15 protein-coding genes and 1 tRNA gene are annotated in these 21,923 nt (G+C 58.4%); 14 read left to right on the forward strand and 2 right to left on the reverse strand.

Going from position 1 to position 21,923, the window contains the following annotated elements; all coding sequences use genetic code 11:
• The first annotated feature begins 347 nt into the window (after positions 1-347).
• The 5 genes from A3714_RS02140 (at position 348) to A3714_RS02160 (ending at position 3,756) form a co-directional block, all read left to right on the forward strand.
• A complete protein-coding gene (locus A3714_RS02140; protein ID WP_062814849.1) occupies positions 348-959 on the forward strand; it encodes a hypothetical protein in 612 nt (203 codons plus the stop codon).
• Positions 959-1,561 carry a hypothetical protein gene (locus A3714_RS02145; RefSeq protein ID WP_062814848.1) on the forward strand — a complete coding sequence of 201 codons (603 nt, stop codon included), beginning with the start codon at positions 959-961 and terminating at the stop codon, positions 1,559-1,561. The genes A3714_RS02140 and A3714_RS02145 overlap by 1 nt, the downstream gene beginning before the upstream one ends.
• A 61-nt stretch (positions 1,562-1,622) precedes the next feature.
• Positions 1,623-1,892, forward strand: a complete 270-nt coding sequence (locus A3714_RS02150) for a hypothetical protein (RefSeq protein WP_063510029.1) — start codon at positions 1,623-1,625, stop codon at positions 1,890-1,892.
• On the forward strand, positions 1,889-2,146 hold the full coding sequence (locus A3714_RS02155; protein ID WP_062814846.1) for a hypothetical protein: 258 nt from the start codon (positions 1,889-1,891) through the stop codon (positions 2,144-2,146). Before A3714_RS02150 ends, A3714_RS02155 begins: the two co-directional genes overlap by 4 nt.
• Positions 2,143-3,756, forward strand: a complete 1,614-nt coding sequence (locus A3714_RS02160; RefSeq protein ID WP_063510028.1) for a PepSY domain-containing protein — start codon at positions 2,143-2,145, stop codon at positions 3,754-3,756. Before A3714_RS02155 ends, A3714_RS02160 begins: the two co-directional genes overlap by 4 nt.
• 89 nt (positions 3,757-3,845) lie before the next feature.
• On the opposite strand, the gene A3714_RS02165 is transcribed toward A3714_RS02160, so the two are convergent.
• Entirely contained in the window at positions 3,846-4,754 is a 909-nt protein-coding gene (locus A3714_RS02165; protein WP_063510027.1) for a fatty acid desaturase, read from the reverse strand.
• A 130-nt stretch (positions 4,755-4,884) separates the two neighbouring features.
• Here A3714_RS02165 and A3714_RS02170 point away from each other — a divergent pair, with 130 nt between their 5' ends.
• Positions 4,885-5,904, forward strand: coding sequence for an AraC family transcriptional regulator (locus A3714_RS02170; RefSeq protein ID WP_063510026.1), 1,020 nt, complete (start codon positions 4,885-4,887; stop codon positions 5,902-5,904).
• A 55-nt stretch (positions 5,905-5,959) separates the two neighbouring features.
• Here the strand turns inward: A3714_RS02170 and A3714_RS02175 are convergent.
• A tRNA-Arg gene (locus A3714_RS02175) sits at positions 5,960-6,036 on the reverse strand.
• 271 nt (positions 6,037-6,307) lie between these two features.
• Between A3714_RS02175 and A3714_RS02180 the strand changes: the two genes are divergently transcribed.
• The 8 genes from A3714_RS02180 (at position 6,308) to A3714_RS02215 (ending at position 21,675) form a co-directional block, all read left to right on the forward strand.
• A complete protein-coding gene (locus tag A3714_RS02180; protein ID WP_062814842.1) occupies positions 6,308-6,637 on the forward strand; it encodes a multidrug efflux SMR transporter in 330 nt (109 codons plus the stop codon).
• Between the two features lie 117 nt (positions 6,638-6,754).
• Positions 6,755-7,444 (forward strand): response regulator transcription factor, encoded by a 690-nt coding sequence (locus A3714_RS02185; RefSeq protein ID WP_062814841.1) that lies wholly within the window; start codon positions 6,755-6,757, stop codon positions 7,442-7,444.
• Positions 7,445-7,448: 4 nt separating this feature from the next.
• Entirely contained in the window at positions 7,449-8,531 is a 1,083-nt protein-coding gene (locus tag A3714_RS02190) for a FecR domain-containing protein (RefSeq protein WP_062814840.1), read from the forward strand.
• Between the two features lie 3 nt (positions 8,532-8,534).
• The gene (locus A3714_RS02195) at positions 8,535-11,129 is read left to right on the forward strand and encodes a CHASE2 domain-containing protein (RefSeq protein WP_063525712.1); all 2,595 of its coding nucleotides are present in this window, start codon (positions 8,535-8,537) and stop codon (positions 11,127-11,129) included.
• Positions 11,130-11,306: 177 nt separating this feature from the next.
• On the forward strand, positions 11,307-11,765 hold the full coding sequence (locus tag A3714_RS02200) for a cytochrome c5 family protein (protein ID WP_062814838.1): 459 nt from the start codon (positions 11,307-11,309) through the stop codon (positions 11,763-11,765).
• 2 nt (positions 11,766-11,767) lie between these two features.
• Entirely contained in the window at positions 11,768-12,115 is a 348-nt protein-coding gene (locus tag A3714_RS02205; RefSeq protein WP_231866037.1) for a cytochrome c5 family protein, read from the forward strand.
• Positions 12,116-12,280: 165 nt separating this feature from the next.
• Positions 12,281-18,490, forward strand: a complete 6,210-nt coding sequence (locus A3714_RS02210) for a carboxypeptidase regulatory-like domain-containing protein (RefSeq protein WP_063509669.1) — start codon at positions 12,281-12,283, stop codon at positions 18,488-18,490.
• A 68-nt stretch (positions 18,491-18,558) separates the two neighbouring features.
• Positions 18,559-21,675 carry a transglutaminase family protein gene (locus A3714_RS02215; RefSeq protein WP_231867814.1) on the forward strand — a complete coding sequence of 1,039 codons (3,117 nt, stop codon included), beginning with the start codon at positions 18,559-18,561 and terminating at the stop codon, positions 21,673-21,675.
• Positions 21,676-21,923 lie beyond the last annotated feature (248 nt).

Consider the following 21,923-nt stretch of genomic DNA (forward strand, 5'->3'; position numbering starts at 1 on the left):
CCCTGGCTGTCCAGGCCGCCGGGATGGCTGTGGGCAAGACTGGCGATTACGAAAAGCAGGGCAGCGAAAGGGCGGGTGGGCAATGGAGGTCCTGCAAGAAAAGCGATGATCTGGCTAGGATATCAGCGTACATACCGGTAGGCGATATCTTACAGTGCAAATTCAGGCAACCATCCGGTAGCAGCAAGATACAAACGGCAACGAGGCAAAACGAAATTCCACTGTGGATAGCACCGGCCCGCCGCTAGAGTGATCCTGCCGGGTTTTGGCCGTCGAATGCGTGTGCCGGAACCGGGTTTATGAGTTGCAGTGCATATTAAGCAGTAGCAGTTGCAGGAGTTTCGGGTATGGCAAGCCAGTCGGAAACGGATCGTTGGCGTCAGCAGGAGTTGGCACTTACCGCCGTGGAGCATCGCCTTCAGGCGCTGGGTGAGTATCTGGCGGTGTATCGCGCCAGCTATGCCTCCAGTGGTGAGGGGCGACATTACGCCAGGGTGCGGATGCTGCGTCAGGACATCGGCCGCTTGCGTGCCTGGTGGTGGTACCTGCATGCCACCCGCAGGGGGGCGTCCTGGTTGCCTCTGTTGCACCGTCTGGTGGACTTGCTGGCGATGTTTGTCAGTCCGGTTCGGCGGGGTGGACGGCGGCGCCATTCTTCCGGGATGTTGCGTCATCTCACCAGTCACAGCCTGATTGAGCGTGCCTACGCGGCGTTGGAGGAGGATATGCAAGGGCAGTTGCTCACCGTGCGACTGGCCCAGTACCAACGCCCCACCGATAGTCGTAGCCGGGAAATCAGCCTGCTGCAGCATCAGCTGGAGGAAGTGGCGGCCCTGCGGCGATGCGGGCTGCCTGAGCCGCGCCGGCTCACGGCCATCTGCCATATCCTCTATCGGGTAATGACGGTGCGCCAATGGCTGGGCCTGCAGTTGCCACTGGCCAATCAGGTGGATCGTTGATGTTGGCTGCGAATCGACTGGCTCCGGCACTGGAAAGCTTGCCTCGGGTATTTGCCCTGTCAGACCTGAAGCAATTATTGCCCGGGGAAGAAGATCAGGCTCTGGATGTGGCGCTGCGCTGGCTGGAAGCGGGGGTCATCAAGCAGGTGGCACCGCCCCGCCCGGTTTTCTTCAAGGTCATCCTGGGTGAAGAACTGGACGAGGTGGATCGTTGCCGAGCCTTGCTGCGGGCCTTTCCCTCCCTGGTGATGGTGGCCGGCTCGGTCCTCTGGCGCCAGGGGCTCAGTGCCCAGCGTGATACCTTGCTGGAGTGTTGTGTGTCGGAAAAAGAGCTGAGCTGTAATTTGCCGGGTGTTGCCCTGCGCTGGCGACCGCCGGCCTGGTGGGTGGCGGTGAGACAGGCCGGCGGTATTGCCGGTGATCATCACGGCGTGGCCATGCTGACCCCGGAAATGGCCCTGGCGGATGCTGCGGCGTTCCGGGATGTGTGGATGCCCGACCGGGATGCGGTGGACTGGAATCAGTTGTCCACGGCCAGACTCAGCGAAGCCACCCAGCAGCTGTTGCCGCTGCGCGACGAGGGCGCGAGCCGTACCGTTTGACGCGCCCCGGCAGACTGGTATTAAATGAGAACCATTATCAGTATTTCAGGGTTCTTCTCCCATGTGGTTTGCCGTTCTGGCCTCCCTGGCCAGCGTTGTCCTTTTTTATCTCAGTGATCGCCAGCAGCGCTGGCTTAAGCAACCGCTACCAGCCATGGTGCGCCTGCTGGCTGTATTGCTGCTGGCTGCTGCCACGGCGCTGTGGATACTCAGTCTGGGGGTAGGCGTAGGGCTCTTTGTGGCGCTCTGGGTGTTTGTCCTGCCGGCGATGCTGTTGCCGTTGATGGCCGGTCATTACCGCGACAGCTTCCAGCGGAGGGTGCGCGGATGAGATATGCCCTGGGCACCGTGCTCAGTCTCCCCCTGTCCCTGATGCTGATCGGCCTGCTGGCGGCGGCTCTGCCGATGCCGTGGCAGGAGTGGCTGGTGCTGCAGTTGGTTGCCGCCGTGCTGCTGTGGATGTTGCTGGTGCTGCTGGTGGCGCTGCCGGCGAAGGCCAAACCGATTCTGGTGGCGCTGGGGGTGGCGAATCTGGCCGCCTGGCTGGCCCTTCAGGCCACCCCGCTATATGGAGTCGGTGCATGAAGGGTGAGCGTTTGCGCCGGATGGTCGATCTCCATGCCTGGGTAGGCATGGTCAGTGGTCTGGCACTGTTTGTGGCGTTTTTCGCCGGTGCCATCAATGTGTTTCATCATGAACTGCATCATTGGCAGGAGGCCCACTACGGGGATCCGGCCTCTGTGCCCATGGGCATGGACGGGTTGCTGGAACAGGTCACCGGTCAGTATCCGGATGCCCGCAAGCGGTTGTACCTGCTGCCGGATGCGGAAGATCCGGGGGTCATGTGGTTCGAGTCCTCGGAGGGCGACTGGGTCACTGCCCATGCCACGGACTTCAATGCCGAGGGAGTCCGCGAAGACGTGCCCCGCTCGGCCCTGGCGGATTTCATCAACGAGTTGCATTTTGCCCTTGGCATTCCCAATCCGGGCTGGCCGATCAATATCGGCATGACCTTCATGGGCCTGATCTCGGTGATGTACGGGGTCGCCCTGTTCAGCGGGTTGCTGATCCACTGGCCGAAAATCCGCAAGGAATTCTTTGCCCTCAAGCACGAGGGCAACATGCGTCGTTACTGGAAAAACCTGCATAACGTGATCGGCATCATCAGCTTTCCGTTTCACCTGATCATGTCGGTGACCGGGGCCGCCATGGGCATGTTCACCGTGGTGGCGGTGCTGTTGGGGGCGCTGGTGTTCGGCCCCCAGTTGCGCGGGGTCATCACGGAAGAGACAGAAGTATGGCCGGCGGTGGACAGCCAGGGCGACACCGTGACCATGCCGTTGATGGAAGACGTGTTGTCCGCGGCCCGCAATGAACTTCCGGATCTGACCGTGGACTGGCTGGAAATTCGCGGCTACGGCGATGCCGCTGGTTGGATCGATGTGGCCGGCTCCGTGCCCGGGTATCTGGGGCACCATGCCCACGTGGTTCTGGATCCGACCCTGGGACCGTTACGGGTGATTGCGCCAGAGCAGCGCAGTTTCAACTTTGCCAGCTTGTCGCCGGTTTACTCCCTGCACTTCGGTGACTACGGGGGCTTGCTGGTGAAACTGCTGTACTTCGCCCTGGGGTTGCTGGGCTCCTTGCTGTTTGTCTCCGGCAACATTCTCTGGTGTGAGCGTCGCTCGGACCGCACCGGTCCCGGGCGCTCATCGGCCTTTCTGTTGCGTCTGACCCTGGGCGTTTGTGCCGGCGTGGTGATCGGCATTGCCTTCAGTTTCCTGGCCAGCAAGCTGTTACCCCATACCCCGCTGGCGGGCCTGGTGGCCGTGGCGGAACGGGGGGTGTTTGCCGTTATCCTGGTATTGCTGGTGGCCTGGAGTCTGCGCGCGTCGCCGTTGCGGTTCAGTAGTCAGATGCTGCGTATGGCACCATTCTGTTACCTGGCCATTCCCCTGTTGCAGACTGTGCTGGAAGGCAGCCATGCCTGGCTGGAAGCGGATAACCGTCTGGTGAATCTGTTGTTGCTGGCGGTGGCAGCCTGCCTGTGGGTGGTGCGGCGCCAGTTCCGCAAGCGGATCCGTCAGGCTGAGCCGCACCCCCTGTGGGTGGGCAAGGTTTCCGATGATAACCCCAAGCACCTCACTGAAACCGAGCGGGAAGCCGGTACGGTGGCGTCGGATTCAGCGTCTTGACGCCGATGACCGCAGAAAAAAAGGGCCGGGAAATCCGGCCCTTTTTTATTGGCAGTCCGCTTGTTTGAGACGTGCCGGACTGTGCAGGCTCAATCCGCAGGCATCTGCTCAGTGGCGTTTGAGGGTGCGACCGGCAAACGGGAAAATATGCCGATGATTGGCGTGCCCTGGGCCTGAAGAATCGGCGCGATGTCCCGATGCAGGGCGTGATAACGGTAAAAGGGCACTCGCGGGAACAGGTGATGGATGGAATGCAGGTTTTGTCCCAGCCAGAACCACTCCAGCGGTTTCATCCAGCGTGGCATGATCAGGCTGTTGGTATTGCGGTAACGTTCGCTGACCTTGTAGGGGTGGTGCGGGCGATAGGCAAACCAGTAGGCCGTGAAAAGGCCGCCGAGATAGTAGCCAAGCAGAATCACCGCCACGGTGCCGGGCTGGTCTACCATGGCCAGAAAGGCAATGCGCCAGCCCAGCGAGACCACCAGCTCGGCGCTGTAAATCAGCTTTTCTTTCAGTGATGCACTGCCCCAGCTGTGCTGCACAAAAAAGGTATTCTGCACCCACTGAAATCGCAGTCCGGCTGCCAGAAAGCCAAGGGGCCCGCTCTGCATTCCGCTGATAATGAAATCCGGGTCCTTGTCCGGCTGGTTGGTAAAGCGATGATGGGTGAAATGTTCGATGCGGTGTGAGGCATAGGGGATGGCGATGATCGGCGCCACCAGATACCCGCACAGGTCATTGACCCATTTATGTCTGTCGTTATTTCCATGGATGTTGCCGTGGGCCGCCTCATGCAATGGGGTGTAGGACATATACGTCAGTGCCGCGACCAGCAGACAGGCGCCCCAGGCGGGCAGGGAACCACTGGCGAACAGGGCAAGCGTGGCAACGAAGGCGGCTACCACGGCGGCGGTCAGTAACATTGTCGGCCAGGCGGTTTTCCCCATATAGTGCTTGGCGCAGGCAATGGCCTGCTTGTTCAATGCGGCTGAATCCATGGTGTTGCCTCTTGTGGGTATCATCAGCCTCAACACTACGGTGCCGCGACAACAGCCGGAATAGCCACCGTGGCCAATCGCCCTGCATTCGTGGCCAGCGTGTGACCGGGCGGTATCTGCGGGATCGCTAATGCAGCATTCAGACGACAAGTTCCATCCTGTGGCCATCAGTCAGGTCATGCTCAACTTCGCCCAGCGTCATTGCATTGACCGGCAAACCTGCTTGCTGGGCACTGGCATTGCCGAGGCCGAATTGTCCAGCGGCGAAGGGCTGGTGACCCGCACCCAGGAAATGCGTCTTATCGAAAACCTTATGCTGGCCCTGCCATCTGTAGGGGTAGGGGGTTTTGAGCTGGGCCTGCAATACAACCTGGCCACTTTCGGGGTGTGGGGATTTGCCCTGCGCACCTGCAAGACCCTGCGCGATGCTGTCACCCTGGGCATACGCTATCTGCCGCTGAGTACCGCCTACTGCCGGATTGCAGTCTGTGAGGAAGGCGATACCTTTGGCGTGATCTTCGATCCGGACCCGATACCGCCCCACCTGCGCCAGTTTCTGCTCGAGCGGGACATGGCCACGGCGATCAATCTGGTCAGGGAAATCACCCTTCAGGGGGTGGCGTTCCAGGGGATTGAGTTCACCGGCGAACCGGATGTGGCGGGCTCCGTGGTGTCGTCGCTATGTGGTCTGACGCCCACCTTTCATGCCCGTGCCAACCGGCTCCTGGTCAACCGTGCCGGGGCCAGCCAGCCGTTCCCCGGTTATGATCCGGTGCTTACCCGCATGCTTGAACAGCAATGCCGACAGCGTATGGAGACCGTGGAAAGCAGTGGCATTGCCGGTAAGGTGCGCCAGAAACTGCTCGGCAACCTGGGGCTGGGGGCGACGCTCAATGATATGGCCGGCGAACTGGCACTGTCTGCGCGCAGCCTGCGCCGCAAACTGGAACAGGAAGGCACCAGCTACCGGGACCTGGTCGAAGAAGAGCGGCGCCAACTGGCACTGCAGTTGCTCAGGAGCACCGCCATGAAAATTGAGGAAGTGGCTGCCCATCTGGGCTACACCGACGCCGGGGGATTTGTGCGCGCCTTTCGGCGCTGGCAGGGCTGTTCACCCAGCGAGTACCGGTCGGAGGGGGCAGGGGAATAGCCGGTCAGGACAATAAAAAAGGGGCGTCCTGAACAGGAAGCCCCTTTTTTTAATATGGCACGCCCGAGAGGATTCGAACCTCTGACCTTTGCCTCCGGAGGGCAACGCTCTATCCAGCTGAGCTACGGGCGCAAAACCGGTTGCAGAGGGTTGAACGAGGTTGTTCCGTTCCGACCGTCTGCAGATGAAGAACTTGGGGGTTCAACGGGCGCGAATGATAGCCGGTTGTGGCGTTGGCGTCCATGGATGGGATGCAATGTGGGCGCAGATGCTTATAATCTGCGCGCGATGTGCCACCTGGGCCGTCATCACTCCGCAGTCTGCCTCTTTCGGGTTTCCGGTAGCGCTGCCTTTCCTTACGAGCCCGTGTCTGTGAAACGACAAGCGTATCGGAGGAAACAGGATGAACCTGTACTGGATTGTGTTATTACTGGCAGTGATTGTGGAAATCGCCTGGGCCATGAGCCTCAAGTGGATCCAGATGCAGCCCGGAGTCGCGTCCATCGGCACGTCGCTGGTGCTCACCGCGCTCAATATGCTGATGCTTTCCTATGCCATGAAGGGCATACCAGTGGGCACTGCCTACGCGGTCTGGACCGGTCTCGGGGCGGTGGGAATCACCCTGCTGGGCATCCTGTTCTTCAAGGATCCGGCTACCCTGTCGCGTCTGGCCTTCATGGGGCTGGTAGTGATCGGTATCGTCGGCCTCAAACTGACCGCATCGCCAGCCTGATGGTGCTTTCGGCCTCGCACGTCGGTGCTGTCCATTTTACAATCTTTTCCCGTGATACCCCCGATAAATCGGTACCCTCTTCGGGCAGATGTTGGCCGCCAACTGATGGAGAAAACTGTGCGCATTGCTTATCTGGAAGATGACATGGCTCAGGCTGAGCTTGTCACTCACTGGCTTAAGGAAGCGGGCCATAACTGTATTCACCTGGCCAGCGGGCGCGAGTTCATGTCCCTGTTACGGCGCGACACCTTCGACATCCTGGTGCTGGATTGGGAAGTGCCGGATATGAACGGCTATGCCGTGCTGGAGGAAGTCCGGGCCAGCGGTAACCGCACGCCGGTGCTGTTTGCCACCCAGCGTGACGACGAGTCTTCCATTGTGGGGGCTCTCTCCCAGGGCGCGGACGACTATATGGTCAAACCTACCAAGCAAGCGGAATTGCTGGCCCGGATAGCCGCCCTTGGGCGCCGGGCGGGGGTATCGGATATGGATGATGAAACGGCCCTGACAGTGGGGCCCTGGACAGTGGACCGATCGCGACGGCAGATTTTGCTGGCGGACGAGCCGGTGAAGCTCACCGACAAGGATTATGAGCTCGCCAGCTATCTGTTCCAGAATGTGGGCAAGCTGATGAGCCGTGCCCATCTGCTGGAAAAGGTCTGGGGCATCATGACCCCGATCGAATCACGAACCGTGGATGTGCATATCAGCCGCATCAGACGCAGCCTGCAGATTCGCCCGGAGCAGGGCTACCGCATCAAGACGGTCTACCAGCATGGTTACCGTCTGGAGCCGATTGAGGAATAACGCTATGAGGGTCTGGTTGTGTGCAGCCTTGCTGCTGGGACTGACGACTGCCGCAGCAGCATCGGACGACTGGCATTACACGCTGCGCCCCGGAGATACCCTCTGGAAGGTCTGCCAGCAATTTGCCCAGCAACCGGCGTCCTGTTGGCGAGATCTGGCCAGCCATAATTCTCTGGCAGACCCTCACAGCGTGGAACCGGGCCAGAATCTGCTCGTGCCGATCGCCTGGCTCAAGGAAAAGCCGATCCCGGCCCGCGTGGTTGCGGTGACCGGTGAGGTGATGCTGTATCCCGCCGCCGGCGGCGAGGCCCGACAAGTGCAGAGCGGGGAGCAGGTGGCTTTCGGTGATGCGCTGGAAACCGCCGCCGGCGGCAGTGCCCGCCTGGAGTTCGCTGACCAGTCCGAAGTGGTGATCAAGCCGGCCAGCCTGCTGGTGGTGAATCGCTATCGCCGTTTTCTGGATCAACAGGGCGAGCAGACCGAGCTACGCCTTGAGCGAGGCAATATCCGTAACCGGGTAACCCCGGCAAGCAACGACGATCGCACTTTCAAGGTCTTCACCCCCGGTGCGGTGGCGGCGGTGCGTGGTACCGAGTACTACGTGAGTGTGGATGCCGGTGAAACCACCCGCAACGAGGTGGTGGATGGCCGGGTGGATGTCAGCGCTCGTGGAACCCGTCGTGATGTGCAGGCCGGCTTCGCCACCCTGGCAAGACTGGATGAGCCGCCTATCGAGCCGGTTCCCCTGTTGCCTGCGCCGTCGGTGGAGCTGACCGCTTCCCATCAGGGCGTCACAGCGGTATGGCCCACCCAATCGGATGCGGCCAGCTACTGGCTGGAATGGTATCGCCAGGACGACAAGGCACTGTTGGGGCAGGCGTCCCTTCAGGCGGGCCAATGGCAGCAGGCGCTGCCGGAGGGCGATTATCGCCTGCTGGTACGTGCGGTGGATGAGAATGGTCTGCGTGGCCACGAAAGCTGGACCGATTTCTCCATTGAGGCCGCCCCGGAGCCTGTGGCGGAAAAGGATTCCAAATGGGACCTCTGGGTCTTCCTCGGCGGGGCCGCATTGTTGCTGGCGCTGTAATAGATGCGCTCGCGCCTCAATGCCTATCAGCGTCGCTATCTGGCGGAACACATTTCGGTGCTGTTTCTGGTAGTGGGTCTCTGTGCCCTGCTGAGTATCAGTGGGGCCTTGTCTTTTATTGATCGCTACATCTACGACAACCTTCTCAAAACCCTCCCTGACGACCCCTCCCCGGATCTGGTTATCGTCGGCATTGACGAATACAGCCTGCGGGAAATTGGCCGCTGGCCCTGGGATCGTAAAGTTCATGCCCGGCTGATCAACCGCCTCACCGAGATGGGCGCCCGGGCGATACTGGTGGACCTGATCCTGTCCGAGCCGGACCGCAACAACCCGGATTCCGATCTCGCCCTGGTGCAGGCCATGGCGGCCAATGGCCATGTCTACCTGCCGGTGCACGTGGAGCAACTGCGCGCTGGCGGTCAGCTCATCGAAGTCCTGCCCTATGCGCCTTTTGCCCGGGCTGCCGCAGGTTTGGGCCATGTGGACCTGGAACTGGACAGCGACGGAGTGGCCCGTTCCGTGTATATGCGCTCCGGTATCGGCCAGGCCTGGTGGCCCCATATCACCCAGACCCTGCTGATTCAGGAGGGGATGCTGCCGGAGAACACCTTCCCGGCCAACAAGGGCGAAGAGTTCTCCGGGCTGGCCAATGTGCGCCGTTACCATCGCTATTTACCCTTTGTCAGCGGGCCCAACAGCTATCCGCAGGTATCGGCGGTGGAGCTGCTGGATAACCTGATCCCGGAACAGCTGATCCGTGACAAGATCGTGTTGATTGGTGCCACCGCAGCCGGTCTCGGCGACATGCTGCCCACCCCCATGGCCAGTCAGGGGGAGTTGATGGCCGGCGTGGAGGTCAATGCCAATTTGCTGGATGCCCTGCGCGCGGATCGCTTGATCCGGGAACTGCCCATGAGCAGTGTGCTGGTGTTGGGCACCATGCTGGCCCTGCTGGCGCCGCTGCTGCTGCCCTATGTGCTGCCGCGCTGGAGTATTCCCCTGGTGGGCGGGGTGATTTTGCTCTGCCTGCTGACAAGCATGGTGGTGCTGATCGTGCTGCGCCTGTGGTTCCCGCCCTCCGGGGCCATGGCGGCGGCGTTGATGGCGTACCCGTTGTGGACCTGGCGACGTCTGGAATATTCCCTGTCCTACATGCGTCATGCCCTTGAGCGGTTGTCCGAATACAGTGACCTGAACCAGCGGCTGACACGGCCATCCAGCCTGGAGCAAATGGGGCGCATGTTTGACCAGGTGTTACCGGTACGTGCCTGGCGGCTGCTGGGCGGCGAGAAACCCTGCCGGGGTGGTGACAGTCTGCCGGCGGCCACCTGGAAAGGCGCTCTGGCGCGCCAGTATCGGTTCAAGCATGCCGGCCGCCGCTACGAACTGGACCTGGTCTGGCATAAAGCCCTGCATGCGGACACCTATGATTACTGGGTGCGGGCCATGCTGGTGCGAGTGCGTACCCATGCGCCCACCGTCGGGCCCCGCTATGAAGTGCTGGAAAAACATATCGACCGTCTGCGTCGGGAAGAGGATCGCCAGGAAGCCCTGACGCGGTTCTTCCAGGTGACCCTGGCGCAAATCCGTGAAGGGGTGGTCATTGCGGATGCCTGTGGGGTGATCGTCTACGCCAATCCCCAGGCCTCCTTTCTGCTGGGGCTGGAAATAGGGGCCCTGGATGCGGGGCAGCCCACTGTCACAGACCTGGGCAGAGAGCTGGAACTGCGAGAACACAGTTGGGATGAGCTGCTATGCCAGGCGTTGGCGGAAGGCCGGACCCAGCTGGAATGCCGCAATCGTCAGGGAGCCGATCTCTATCTGGATATGCTGCTGGTGCATGCCGGTGATAATCCGGGGCGGATGATGATTATCTCCTTCAAGGACATCAGCGATGTGAAACAGGCCATGCGGGCCCGCTCTGAAATGCTGGATTTCCTCTCACACGACCTGCGTTCCCCCATGGTATCGGTGTTGGCGCTTACCGAGAAAATGCGTCAGCAGGGTGAGGCTCAGTCCCTCGGAGAGTTTCTCGACAACGTGCAACATTATGCCCAGCGCAACCTGAACATCGCCGAGCAATTCCTCCAGCTGGCGCGGGTGGAAGCGGTGGAATCGGTGGAAATGAACGAGCAGGACATGCTTGATGTGGTGGAGAGTGCCATTGATATGGTGCAGATCCAGGCCCAGCAGGCGGAGATCACCCTGCGCTTTGATTACGACCCCCATCAGGAGGTCTGGGTGCTGGGCAATAACGAATTGCTCGAGCGTCTGATGGTGAACCTGCTCACCAATGCCATCAAATACAGCCATGCGGGGAGTTCCGTGGACGTGCGCCTGTATGCCCGGGAGGAGGCCGTGGTCTGTGAGGTCCGTGACCGGGGAGTGGGCATTCCGCCGGAATTCCAGGAGCGACTGTTCCAGCGCTTTAGCCGGGCCAGCACCAGCGGTGGCGCGCGTACCCGCGGGGCGGGCATGGGGTTGCGCTTCGTCAAGGTGGTGACCGAACGCCATGGCGGCGACATCCAGGTGGACAGTGTGGTCAACGAAGGCAGCCGCTTCACCCTGTCATTACCCCGTATCGAAATACACTAGACCTGTTCGCTGCCGGGCCGGGCAGTCATGGCATGGCGCACCGGTTTTCCCCTGTCGCAGGTCTCCCGGCCACAGTCGATACATCAAGCATTTTGTCCCTACGCCCTGAGCGGGTATAATCGCCGGCGCAGCGCCCTCGGGCGAAACACAGAGAATAGAGGTGGAATCGTGAAAAAGATGCTGACTGCCAGCCTGGTACTGGTCGCTACCCTGTTTGCCGCCGGTAGCGTGGCTGCAAAGAGCACCAAGGAAATCTCCCCTTACCCGCTGGGTGAGCGCTCTGTATTCAGCGAGCGAGCCACCGCCGAGCGTCTTGAGCCGGTAGGGTCTGTGTGCGTCGAGGGTGATGAGTGCGGCAGCGCTGCCGCTGCCACAGAAGAAGTGGCCAGTGGTCCGCGCAGTGGTGAGCAGGTGCATCAGTCTGCCTGCGCCGCCTGTCATGCCACCGGTGCAGCCGGTGCCCCCAAGACCGGTGTGGCTGCGGAGTGGAGTGCCCGTATTGCCAAGGGCAACGCCACCCTGGTCAAGCATGCCATCGAAGGCTTCAACGCCATGCCGCCCAAGGGGATGTGCATGGATTGCTCTGACGACGAGATCAAGGCCGCCGTCGAGTACATGGTCGAGCAGAGTCAATAATTTTGCTGCGTTCCCTGGGAATCCTGCTGTCGGCCCTGTGGCTGGCAGCCTGTTCCGACGATAGCGCCCCGGCCGCTGCGGATGTTTCGCAGGCGCGCGACGGGGCGCAGTTGTACCGCCAATACTGTGTCACCTGCCACGGCTCCGGCGCACTTGGCGCTCCCAAAGTCGGCAAGGAACATCGCCTCTACTGGTCCCACGAAATCGAAGAAGAAGGCTTCGATACCATCGTCAACGAGGCCATCGCCGGCATCAACTCCATGCCCCCCCGTGGAGGCTGCTTCGACTGCAGCGACGAGGAAGTCCGCAACGCTGTCATCTACATGCTGCAGCTCAGCGGCGCGAAGTAGGCGAGGCGTTTAAACGGTTCTTCATTTGATGAGGGTTTACCACATCTTCAGGTAAAACTCTTACAGTCCCCTTAAGATATATCTTACATAATGCCTCGCCCCTTGCTGTTAGCCTTTGCCTTCTTATTCATAAAAGAAGCGTAGGGTTTTCAAGCGGGGGATCGCATGGCTGCGTCACGTTCAGGTATCTGGGGCTGGATTCGGGCTCTTTTCTGTCTGTTGTTGTTTTTTCCTGTGCTGGGGGTGGGCAGCCAGGAAGCGTCAAAGCAGTGGCTTGTTGATCAAATTCATGCCGATGGCAGTCTGGATTCCCCTGCCTCCAAAGCCATCACTTTTCAGTCCACCACGGAAGCCGCAATCAACCTGCTTGATGCGGATCAGAGTCTTGCCGGTGTTTTGAGTGGTGTGACCAGCTATCTTGCCAGCGTCGATGCAGACCACAGTGCGGAGAACCTGTCCCGTAGTATCCGGACGGCTTACGCGCTGGGCCAGGAGTTTGGTGAGGCACAGGACGAATTGCTTAAGCGCCAAATAGCCGGTTCCGGATTTGGGGCATTTCCCGGCTATGACCCAGACCCATTAAGCACAGCCTACGCACTGGAAACACTATCCTTGTTGGGCATTACTCAGGAGCCTGCTGCCTATGCGCTGCAATATCTGATCAATGCCCAGAATGATGATGGCAGTTGGGCATTGGCTGGCGATGTGGGGCGAGTCCAGACTACCGCTCTGGCTATGCATGCGCTTTGGCAGTATCGCCATATCTATGATGTGGAGTCTCCACTGCAAGCAGCCGCAGATTTCTTGCTGGCCCAGCAAGAGGGTCAGCTCTGGGGTGATACTGAAAGCTCTGCATTGGCGTTGTATGCACTGGTGTCGCGGGCTGTTGACCGGACTACCCTCCAGCAGGCACTGGATGCGCTGCAAAACAGGCAGAACCCGGGTGGGGATTTCGAGCAGGATGTGTATGTTACGGCTCTGGCCCTGCGTGTACTGTCAGCGGCATCCCGTCCCGCTGCAGACATAACAAGCCTTACCGGTACCCTCGTAGATGCCCAGAGCGGCCAGCCTCTTTCGGGCGTTGAAATTGCGCTTGACGGGCCTGAACCACGCCAGCTCGTTACTGATGCAGATGGCGATTTTTTTGCTGATCGTCTGATTCCCGGCCATTACCAACTTTCCATGAATAAAGGGGGATACAGCACCCTGGTGCTCAACACGGTCCTGCAAACTGGCGAAAAACGTGATCTTGGGACCTTGGCACTTAGTATCCAGAAAACCGATCCGGATACCGGCGAGCCGCTTCAAACCGGCATTGTTCGCGGCACCATCACGGATCGGGATAGCGGGGCTCCGTTAGCGCAGGCAACGGTAACGTTGACCGGCACGGGCCTTTCCTCTGGCACGGCGACTGATGGCTCCTACCTGTTCAGTGAGGTGCCGGCGGGGCCGCTTAGTATTACCGCTTCAGCGCAAGGCTATGAGTCAGTAACCGGTAATGCGGAAATGGCGGCCGGCCAAACCCTGCTGTTTTCCCCCGGATTGAAGGTGTCGGTGCCGGAGGGCGTGAGTGTTTTTGGTACCATCAGCAGCAGTCACCAGGGAGCCTCAATTAGCGGTGCAATGGTCAGCGCGGAAGTGCAGGGTGTTGCCAAATCGGTCACTACGGATGCACAGGGTCAATATCGTCTAGAGGACTTACCTGCAGGCAACCTGACGTTGGGGGTGTCTGCAGCAGGTTTTGAGAGTGTATCCGCTGAAGCAGAAGTATCTGACGGGGCCAGCGTGGAGTTTTCACCGCTGCTTGCCCCCACTGGCGATGCACCACAACAGCAGCCGGGTGGATTCCAAGGGGTTGTCATTGACGCGATTACCGGTCGGGGGGTTGTGGAGGCGCAAGTCTCTGTCGATTACCTGGATGGTACTGCACCGGTAACGGTTACTACCGACAGTGATGGGTACTTTCAGCTCAGGGAGCTTTTGGCGGCTGAGGTAGAAATTACCATTACCGCTTCCGGCTATAGTGCCACTGGCGCCACTGCACGCGTAGAGGCGGGTGTTATCAATGACCTGGGGGAGCTGGAGCTGGTGCCACTGGATCGTGCCGTGAACAGTATCAGCGGCAAGGTGGTGGATGTGCGTACTCAGAATCCGTTGCAGGGGGTTCTGGTTAAGGTGAAGGTTTCATCTTCGACAGTGGCCGGCGAGGCCATGACGGATTCCTCCGGACGTTTCGAGGTGAAAGGTCTGTCTCTGGGCGAATACACCCTCGAATTTTCACAAGTGGACTATCAGCCCCTGTCGTTCCCTGTTGTCATCGCAACGGGTGGTGATCTTGATCTGGGTGAAGTCCGTCTCCGCCAACCGGGGATCGATGCCTTGTTGCCCGATCTTGCAGTACAAAGCACCCAGTCTGGAGATCTGCTGTCTGACCCGGATACCTTCGAAGTATCAGGTGAACTTGATGTTGTGATTATTAATCGCGGGAATGCTGATCTAACGCAGCCTTTCGCTGTGCGGGCGTTCAGCGATGCAGACCGTGATGGTGCCTTTAGTCCGGACCATGATCCGGTACTTGGCGAAACCGACGTTGAGGCAATGCTGGAGGTCGATGGCACTCAGCGAATCAGTATTCCGGTTCAGGGTGATTTGCCGTTCCGTGATGCGCCTTTACATATCCTGCTTGATGCGGGAGAGGCTATTTCCGAGCTATCAGAGACTAACAATATAGAAAGTACGGCTGGAGAGTGTGCCAGTAATCAGAAGCCCTACCTGGACCTGGCCTTGTGCCTCGATTCTTCCGGTAGCGTCAGTTATTCGGAATTTCAACTGCAGCTGGAAGGGACTGCTCAGGCTATCGAGAACCCGGATATTGTTCCCCGTGACGGTTCAATGCGGTTGTCGTTACTGCAATTCAGCAGTAGAGATTATCTTGAAATCGATCCGACAGTGATCGAAGAAGATAACGTGGCCGGCCTGGCTGATGCGATTCGTGGTGTCAGAAAACGCGGAGGCGGGACGTCGATTCATAGCTGCATCGATGGGGCGACTGAGGTTGTCGGGAATGCGACTCCCACAACGGCGTTGCAGGTGATTGATGTATCAACGGATGGTCAGTCCAGCCAATCAGCTGCCGTTGCTGCGTCTGAGAGGGCTCGAGCTGCAGGTATTGATGTCATCAATTCTATTGGTGTTGGTGGTGGGGCGAATGAAACGCTTCTCAGCAGTATTGTCTTCCCTAAACCAGCGGGCGGAGAGCGTGGTTTTGTCCTCATGGTGGATAGCTATGAGGAATACATCGAAGGCATATCCTCGAAAGTTGCAAAAGAAACAAAGATCCCTGATTTGACCCTTGGTGCCCTTCAGTTCGTGGACAACGGCGTGGGAGAGCTGGCCTCGGTTGCCATGGTTATTGGTAATGCGGGATCTGCCGACATTTCAGAGGATATCCATATCACGCTGTTTGATGGCCACCCTGACACTGGTACAGAAATTGGTGACTTGATTGTTGGTGGAGGAGTTAAAAGCGGCGCTCACAAAAATGCGGTGATGGACGATGTTGGTCCTGACCAGCTGCAGGGTGTCACTCTTTATGCCCGTGCTTCTATTGAGGGCCAGGTGGCAGAATGTAATAACACCAATAATCTCACTCAGAAGAAAGTGGCCGCACGCAGAGGGTCGCTCACGCTGACTCTGTCTGATAGCTTGCTCGCTCCCACCGAAGATCTGAACCTGGACTCCCTGGTGATCAATACCGGCGGGGTAGAAGCAGACTATTCAGTGCAATATAGCATTTTCGATAGTAGCGGCGCGCTGGTTGCCAATCTTGGCAACCAGCCGGTGCCTGCTTTGCCATCCGGTGAGCAACGGTTAGTGAGTGCGGTCTGGAATAGTGGGGTGACATTGGCCGGTGACTACCAGGCCATTGCCGAACTGTATAGCCAGAGTGGAGAACGACTTGACTCCCAGGTGGTGCCCTTCTCTATCCGGGAAGGCGGGGATGTGTCTGCTCCTGTGGCCACGGTGGGTGTAGGTACCGATAAACCCGATTACTACCAGGGCGATAAAGCAGTTATCGAAAACACCTTGCTCAATAGCAGTAGTAGCACACTGATACAGCCAGCCAATTATCGTCTGATTGTCAGTGATGAAAGCGGAAATGTGCTGCTCAATAAAGAATATGCATTGTCTGGTCTGGCGATCGGCCAGGTTATGCAGCTCTACGAAAACCTGTCTCTGGAAGGTGTGAGTGCCGGCAACTATGAAGTGGTAGGCACCTTGGTTGACGATGATGGGGATGTACTGGCCAGTGATAGGCAGGCATTCACCATCAGCATCAGCGCAATCAGAGCTGTGGACGGAGAGGTCCAGGCCCGCTCTGCTAACGTGTACCAGGGGGATCCGCAAACCTGTGATTTCACGCTCCGCAATATCAGCAGCGAGGCGATACAGAACCTGACAGTGATCAACACTCGACTGGATGTGGATAACCAGGGCGAGCTGCATCGCGATACACGAACAGTGAGCTTGCAGCCAGGTGGGACAATCACTTTCTCGGATGTGTTTGGTACGGCAGGCTTTAATCTGACTCGCCATGCCTGCGCCCTGCAGGTGGAAGAAAATGGCGAGCAACGCGATATAGACAATGCGGTTTTCCAGATAGAGGAACCGCCCATTTCTCTGCAAACCACGCTCTCCGTCTCTGGGAAATCGAGATTGCTGGTGCTGGCTGATAAGCCGCAAGATACCTGTACCGCTGTCGACTGGCTGACTTTGCGCGCAGAGTTTCCGAAGCCATTATCGGCTAGCACACTGGTAAGCGTGAAGGCGCTAAATTCCCTCTTCTTCACCCTTGATCTGGAGGCATCGACACCTCAAGCCTTTACCGACTTGCTAGACAGCAATATCAGGGCCGATATGAATGTGGCGGTGACCAGCCTGACCCGGGAGGCCGTAGAGGTGCGGGTATCCGGCTCGGCGCTGCTAAGCGGCAAACACAATATTGTCGCCAAGTACCCCATATTCCTTTTCCTGCAAGGAAAGCTGGAAACCGGCCTGACCGGATTCAAGTGCGGCTATTTTCCGGCGCTTGGCCAGAAGTTGGGCGATTTTGAAGTGGTGGATATCAATGTTGCGGAAACGCAGAGCGCCTCGCATGCTCAGGGGCATCCGGAAACGCCATCACTGGTAGAGCAACAGCAATGGCTGGACGCCTTCCTGACGGAAAATGGCTACAGCTACACCTTGGTGGATTCTCTGGATAGTTTCCGTGATGCCTTGTTATCGGGAAATTATCAGCAGTATCTGTTGCTGGCAGACCGGGTGCCGTTAGGGCACTGGACTGCCAAGCAACTGCGGGAAGCGGTTAATCGAGGCGATGGCCTCGTGTATGCTGCCGGTGACAGGCCGCGCACTCTGCCCCTGTATCAGACCCTGGGGGTCCATCCACATGAGAGTCTGCTTGGCAACTATCTGGTTAGTCTGCTGGGTTGGGATGGCCACAGGGCGGATGGCGTGGAATTTATGCAATCCCCGCTCTCCGAACCGACCTACCTGCCACTGGCTCTGGATCGTCGGTTGCCGCGCATACATCATCACCAAGCCAATGTTGCTGCCTTGTATCAGGGGGTCAGTGACCATTCGCTTCAGTGTCTGGCTTATTCCAGTGAGCACGATGCCGTTACCTATCGTGATTACGGCGAGGGGAGGGCTGTGTATGTGGGTTACGACCTGCTGGCCGAAGCGGTAGCCGAAGGTGGCAGTGAGCACCATGCCGGGTTGTTGTCGCGGGCATTGGAATACACCACAGCAGAAAATCTGATAAATCGCCCGGGCACAGTGTTCCCTGTCACGCTGTCGTTGCAAAACACGGGGCCCGCTGTCGATGTACAGGCAGATCTGGCTATGTCTTCAGGTGGCGATGTGCTGAACACTTTGCCTGCCACACAGAATGGTCCCTTGTCCTGGCAGTTGGCTTTGGGTGAAGCCGAGCAGCGTAATCTGCACGCCTGGCTGGTTCCGAACTTCTCGCAGGGCTCGGCCGCATTAAGCGCGGAGGTGACGGCCAGCCTTGGTAGCGGTGCCTCGCTGACGCTATCGGAAATGCTGCCACTGCAGGAAGGGCCGGACACCCAGACCCTCATGGAAGTGACCCAGGCCGTACAGGCGGCCTACGGTCAGTCCCTGCTTGACCTGAAACTGAAGAAAGCGGCGCTTCTGCTGGAAATGGCGGTGGTGGCCAATAATCACGGGCACGAAGCCCTCGCCATCAAGAAGGCCCTGAAAGCCACATCGGCGCTGGCAGGCTCAAGTCACCCGGATGCCCCGTCGCTACGCGTAGATCTGGATTGGGCAATTTGGGCCTTGAACCGCTAATGGGGGGCGAGAGTGTTATGAACGGAACAAGAATCGAGGCAAAGCGTATGTTACGGGGGAATGGACTCATGGGGCACGGGGAAAAGGTGCATAACGTAGACGCGCCAGCCATGGAGAAAATCCGTGAGTCCGGCCGATTTGCCCGCACCATCGCGATGGCGGCAGTACTGTTCCTTCTCAACGGAGTGATCTGGCCATCCTGGGCAGTCGCACTGGAGGTAGAGCGCCAGAAGGACATTGCCGAGCAGGCTCGCTGGGAAGCGAAGAACCAGCATCTGGATCAGGTGCTCAAGCATGTTCGTGACAGGGTCCGTGACCGCAAAGCGGTGATTGACCAGCGTTTGGCCAAGGAAGGCGGCATGCTGGATAACATGCTTTCAGCCATAGGGCTGAGCCAGCTGACCCTGGAAGGCGTGGACGATCTCAGTTGGCTATCTGGCAGGGCCGAGCATCTGCATCAGCAGGCGCTGAAAGAGTTTGATACCACCGCCAAGCGGCTGCGCGAAAAGCAGCTACCGGAAAAAATCCAGCAGCGGCACGCCGAGGCTCGTCAACAATACCGGGAACGCTACCAGACCATGCAAGTTCGGATGGCTGCCATGCTGGAAGCAGAGAGTCTGCAGGAGCAGCAGGACGCGGCGGCATCGCTGAAAGAGTGGATGGACAGCTTCACCCTGGAAAAACCCCGTGACCCTTTCGACCCGAACAACCTGCCATGGGGTACCCCGGACCCGAGCCTGACCCCGGAGCCGGCGACCACGGCCAGAGAATTAAGCGCCAGGAATGCGCTCCCCCTATTCGAACGTGGCGTGCAACTGGCCAGTCACGTCATTACCCCCGACATGCTCGGACAACCCGGAGGCCCCACGGAAGAGGACCTGGCCGCCACGCTGGACGCCCAGCTCACCGATGCCATCCGTGCAAAGGCGCAAGCGCTGGATCACGACCCAGTGGCAATCTACCAGTGGGTTCGCAATAACATCGAGTTTATTCCCAGCCATGGTTCCATCCAGGGCGCGGATTACACCCTGCAACACGGTAAGGGCAATGCCTACGACACAGCCAGCTTGCTGGTTGCCTTGCTTCGTGCCGCCAACATCCCTGCCCGCTACACGTTCGGTACCGTACAAATGCCTGCCGATCAGGTGATGAACTGGGTAGGCAACGTCAACACCCCGCAAGCCGCCAGCGATCTTCTGGGGCAGGGCGGTATCCCCAATGTTGGCATGGTCAGCGGAGGGGAAATCACCCATATCAACCTGGAGCATGTGTGGGTAGAGGCCTGGATCGACTATCACCCCAGCCGTGGGGCCAAACATAGCGTGGGCGATAGCTGGGTGCCCATGGATGCCAGCTTCAAGCAATACGAGTATACGGAGGGCATGGCTCTGGAAGAGCAAGTCCCCTTCGATGCCGAAGGGCTGGCTCAGACCATCGAACAGCAAAGCACCATCAACGAAGAGGAAGGCTGGGTGCAGGGTGTGCCCCAGCAGGCTATGGAAGATGCCTTTGCCGACTATCGCGCCCAACTGGAGGCTTTTCTGGAAAACCAGGCCCCTGACGCGACGGTAGGGGAGGTGCTGGGCACCCAGAACATCAAGACAGTGATCCACCAGCAGCTGGCCGCCGGGCTTCCTTATCAATTGCTGACACGCAAGCTGGTAGCCTCCGAGTTATCGGATAGCCTGCGCTGGAAATTCCGTTACCAGCTTTATACCAACCAATTCGGTCGGCAGGGCAGCGAATTAATCAGTATCCAGCAGCCCACCGTAGCCCTGGCCGGTCGCAAACTCGCCCTGTCCTTCAAACCGGCCACCCCGGAAGATGAGGAGACCCTGGCCAGCTATTTGCCAGAGCCGGATGAAAACGGCGAGGTCGACCCCAACGATATTCCCGATACTTTGCCGGGCTACCTGATCGATCTGACCGGTGAATTCACCATAGGCAACGAGGTAGTGGCCACAGCAACCTCCAATACCACCATGGGCTCCGAGCTACAATCCGAAATGGGCTATTGGCAGCCCAATCAGGGATGGCGCACCAGTCAGAACGAAGCTGTTGCTGGCGAATACAGAGCTCTGGCGCTGAACCTGCAAGGCATCAGTCAGAGTCAGGCCCAAGATCTGCAAACCGATCTGGAAAGCACCCGACAGAAACTGGAAGCGGAAGACTTCGCAGGCCTGACCAAGCAGCAGGTAGTCGGTGATCTGCTCTATAGCACGATCCTCAGTTATTTCGCCCTGAATGACATGCAGGACAAGATTGGCGAAAAGCAGGCCCACAGTGTGGGCTACCGTGCCCCCAGCTACGGTCTGTTCAAAACCAGCCTGTCTCCGGTCTACTTCTACGGCATTCCCCGCAACGTCAAAGCCACCGGCCTGACTATGGACGTGGATCGCTTCGCGGGAACACGCGTCGACAAGGATGGCAATGTGGAACGCCGGCTGGCGTACAACCGTGCCCGTGGTGCCCGGCTATCAGCTATGGAACACCTGGTACCGGAACAGATGTACAGCACGGATGATGCCCCCGCTCATGGTATTAGCGCGGTTAAAGCCATCCAGCTTGCCGCCGCCGAAGGGCAGAAGATCTGGACGATTACCCAGGGAAACCTGGATCAGGCACTGGCCAGTATTGAATTGTCCGATGAGGTAGAAACGGATATCCGTAACTCAGTGTATGCGGGCAAGGAAGTGACGGCCCATGAGAGGCCGGTGAATTTCTTTGGGAGCCAGTCCTCCGGCTATATTGTGCTGGATCCCTATAGTGGGGCTGGGGCTTATCTGATTGAGGGTGGTGAGAATGGGGGGAATATATTCTCAACGATTAAAGATATTCTTGTGTGGATAAGCTGGGAGTTTGAAAGGCCCTACTTTGACTTTAGTAAATTTGGTGAGAAACTTCTCAGAATCGCTTCTTTTGTTGGTTTTTCAGCTACAGCGGTTAGTGCTTTTTCCGACCTGAAAGGCCCCTGTGGGGCTGTGGCTGCGGGCGTAATATCTGGATTTATTGCGTACTTAAATGGCTTCCTGAGCACGTTCCTATTGGCTGTTGCATTTTCATTTATTGGTCCATTGGTTGTTGTGGCTTTGATTGTTATATTTAGTGTCTTCATGAGTATGATAAATGAGATGCTGATTGCTATGGCAACAACAGGCTGTGCTGCTGCGCGGGGAGGTAGATGAAGAAGCCAGGTTTTTCAAGAATACTGAGAAGGTTCTATGGGGTGGAGAAAATAGACTCTAAGTGGAATTTTAGTGATTTCATAGAGTCTTTTTCACTGCTGAGTGTCTTTTTCAGCCTTTTTTTATTGAGTATTTTGTATATGAGGTGAGTGTCCGTAATTACCTCTATGTTGTTAGTGTGCCCATAATAATTGGCGCCATAATCTACTCTATGGTCACTAAAAATTATGCTTTTGGGCCAGCTTCTG

This window comes from Alcanivorax sp. HI0007 (genome assembly GCF_001635525.1).
Lineage (GTDB): Bacteria > Pseudomonadota > Gammaproteobacteria > Pseudomonadales > Alcanivoracaceae > Alcanivorax.

Coding starts and splice junctions, on each gene's coding strand:
- A3714_RS02165 (WP_063510027.1), bottom strand. CDS start 4,754: ATGGATTCAGCCGCATTGAACAAGCAGGCCATTGCCTGCGCCAAGCAC.
- A3714_RS02160 (WP_063510028.1), top strand. CDS start 2,143: ATGAAGGGTGAGCGTTTGCGCCGGATGGTCGATCTCCATGCCTGGGTA.
- A3714_RS02145 (WP_062814848.1), top strand. CDS start 959: ATGTTGGCTGCGAATCGACTGGCTCCGGCACTGGAAAGCTTGCCTCGG.
- A3714_RS02195 (WP_063525712.1), top strand. CDS start 8,535: ATGCGCTCGCGCCTCAATGCCTATCAGCGTCGCTATCTGGCGGAACAC.
- A3714_RS02210 (WP_063509669.1), top strand. CDS start 12,281: ATGGCTGCGTCACGTTCAGGTATCTGGGGCTGGATTCGGGCTCTTTTC.
- A3714_RS02180 (WP_062814842.1), top strand. CDS start 6,308: ATGAACCTGTACTGGATTGTGTTATTACTGGCAGTGATTGTGGAAATC.
- A3714_RS02170 (WP_063510026.1), top strand. CDS start 4,885: ATGCAGCATTCAGACGACAAGTTCCATCCTGTGGCCATCAGTCAGGTC.
- A3714_RS02140 (WP_062814849.1), top strand. CDS start 348: ATGGCAAGCCAGTCGGAAACGGATCGTTGGCGTCAGCAGGAGTTGGCA.
- A3714_RS02215 (WP_231867814.1), top strand. CDS start 18,559: ATGGGGCACGGGGAAAAGGTGCATAACGTAGACGCGCCAGCCATGGAG.
- A3714_RS02190 (WP_062814840.1), top strand. CDS start 7,449: ATGAGGGTCTGGTTGTGTGCAGCCTTGCTGCTGGGACTGACGACTGCC.
- A3714_RS02155 (WP_062814846.1), top strand. CDS start 1,889: ATGAGATATGCCCTGGGCACCGTGCTCAGTCTCCCCCTGTCCCTGATG.
- A3714_RS02200 (WP_062814838.1), top strand. CDS start 11,307: ATGCTGACTGCCAGCCTGGTACTGGTCGCTACCCTGTTTGCCGCCGGT.
- A3714_RS02150 (WP_063510029.1), top strand. CDS start 1,623: ATGTGGTTTGCCGTTCTGGCCTCCCTGGCCAGCGTTGTCCTTTTTTAT.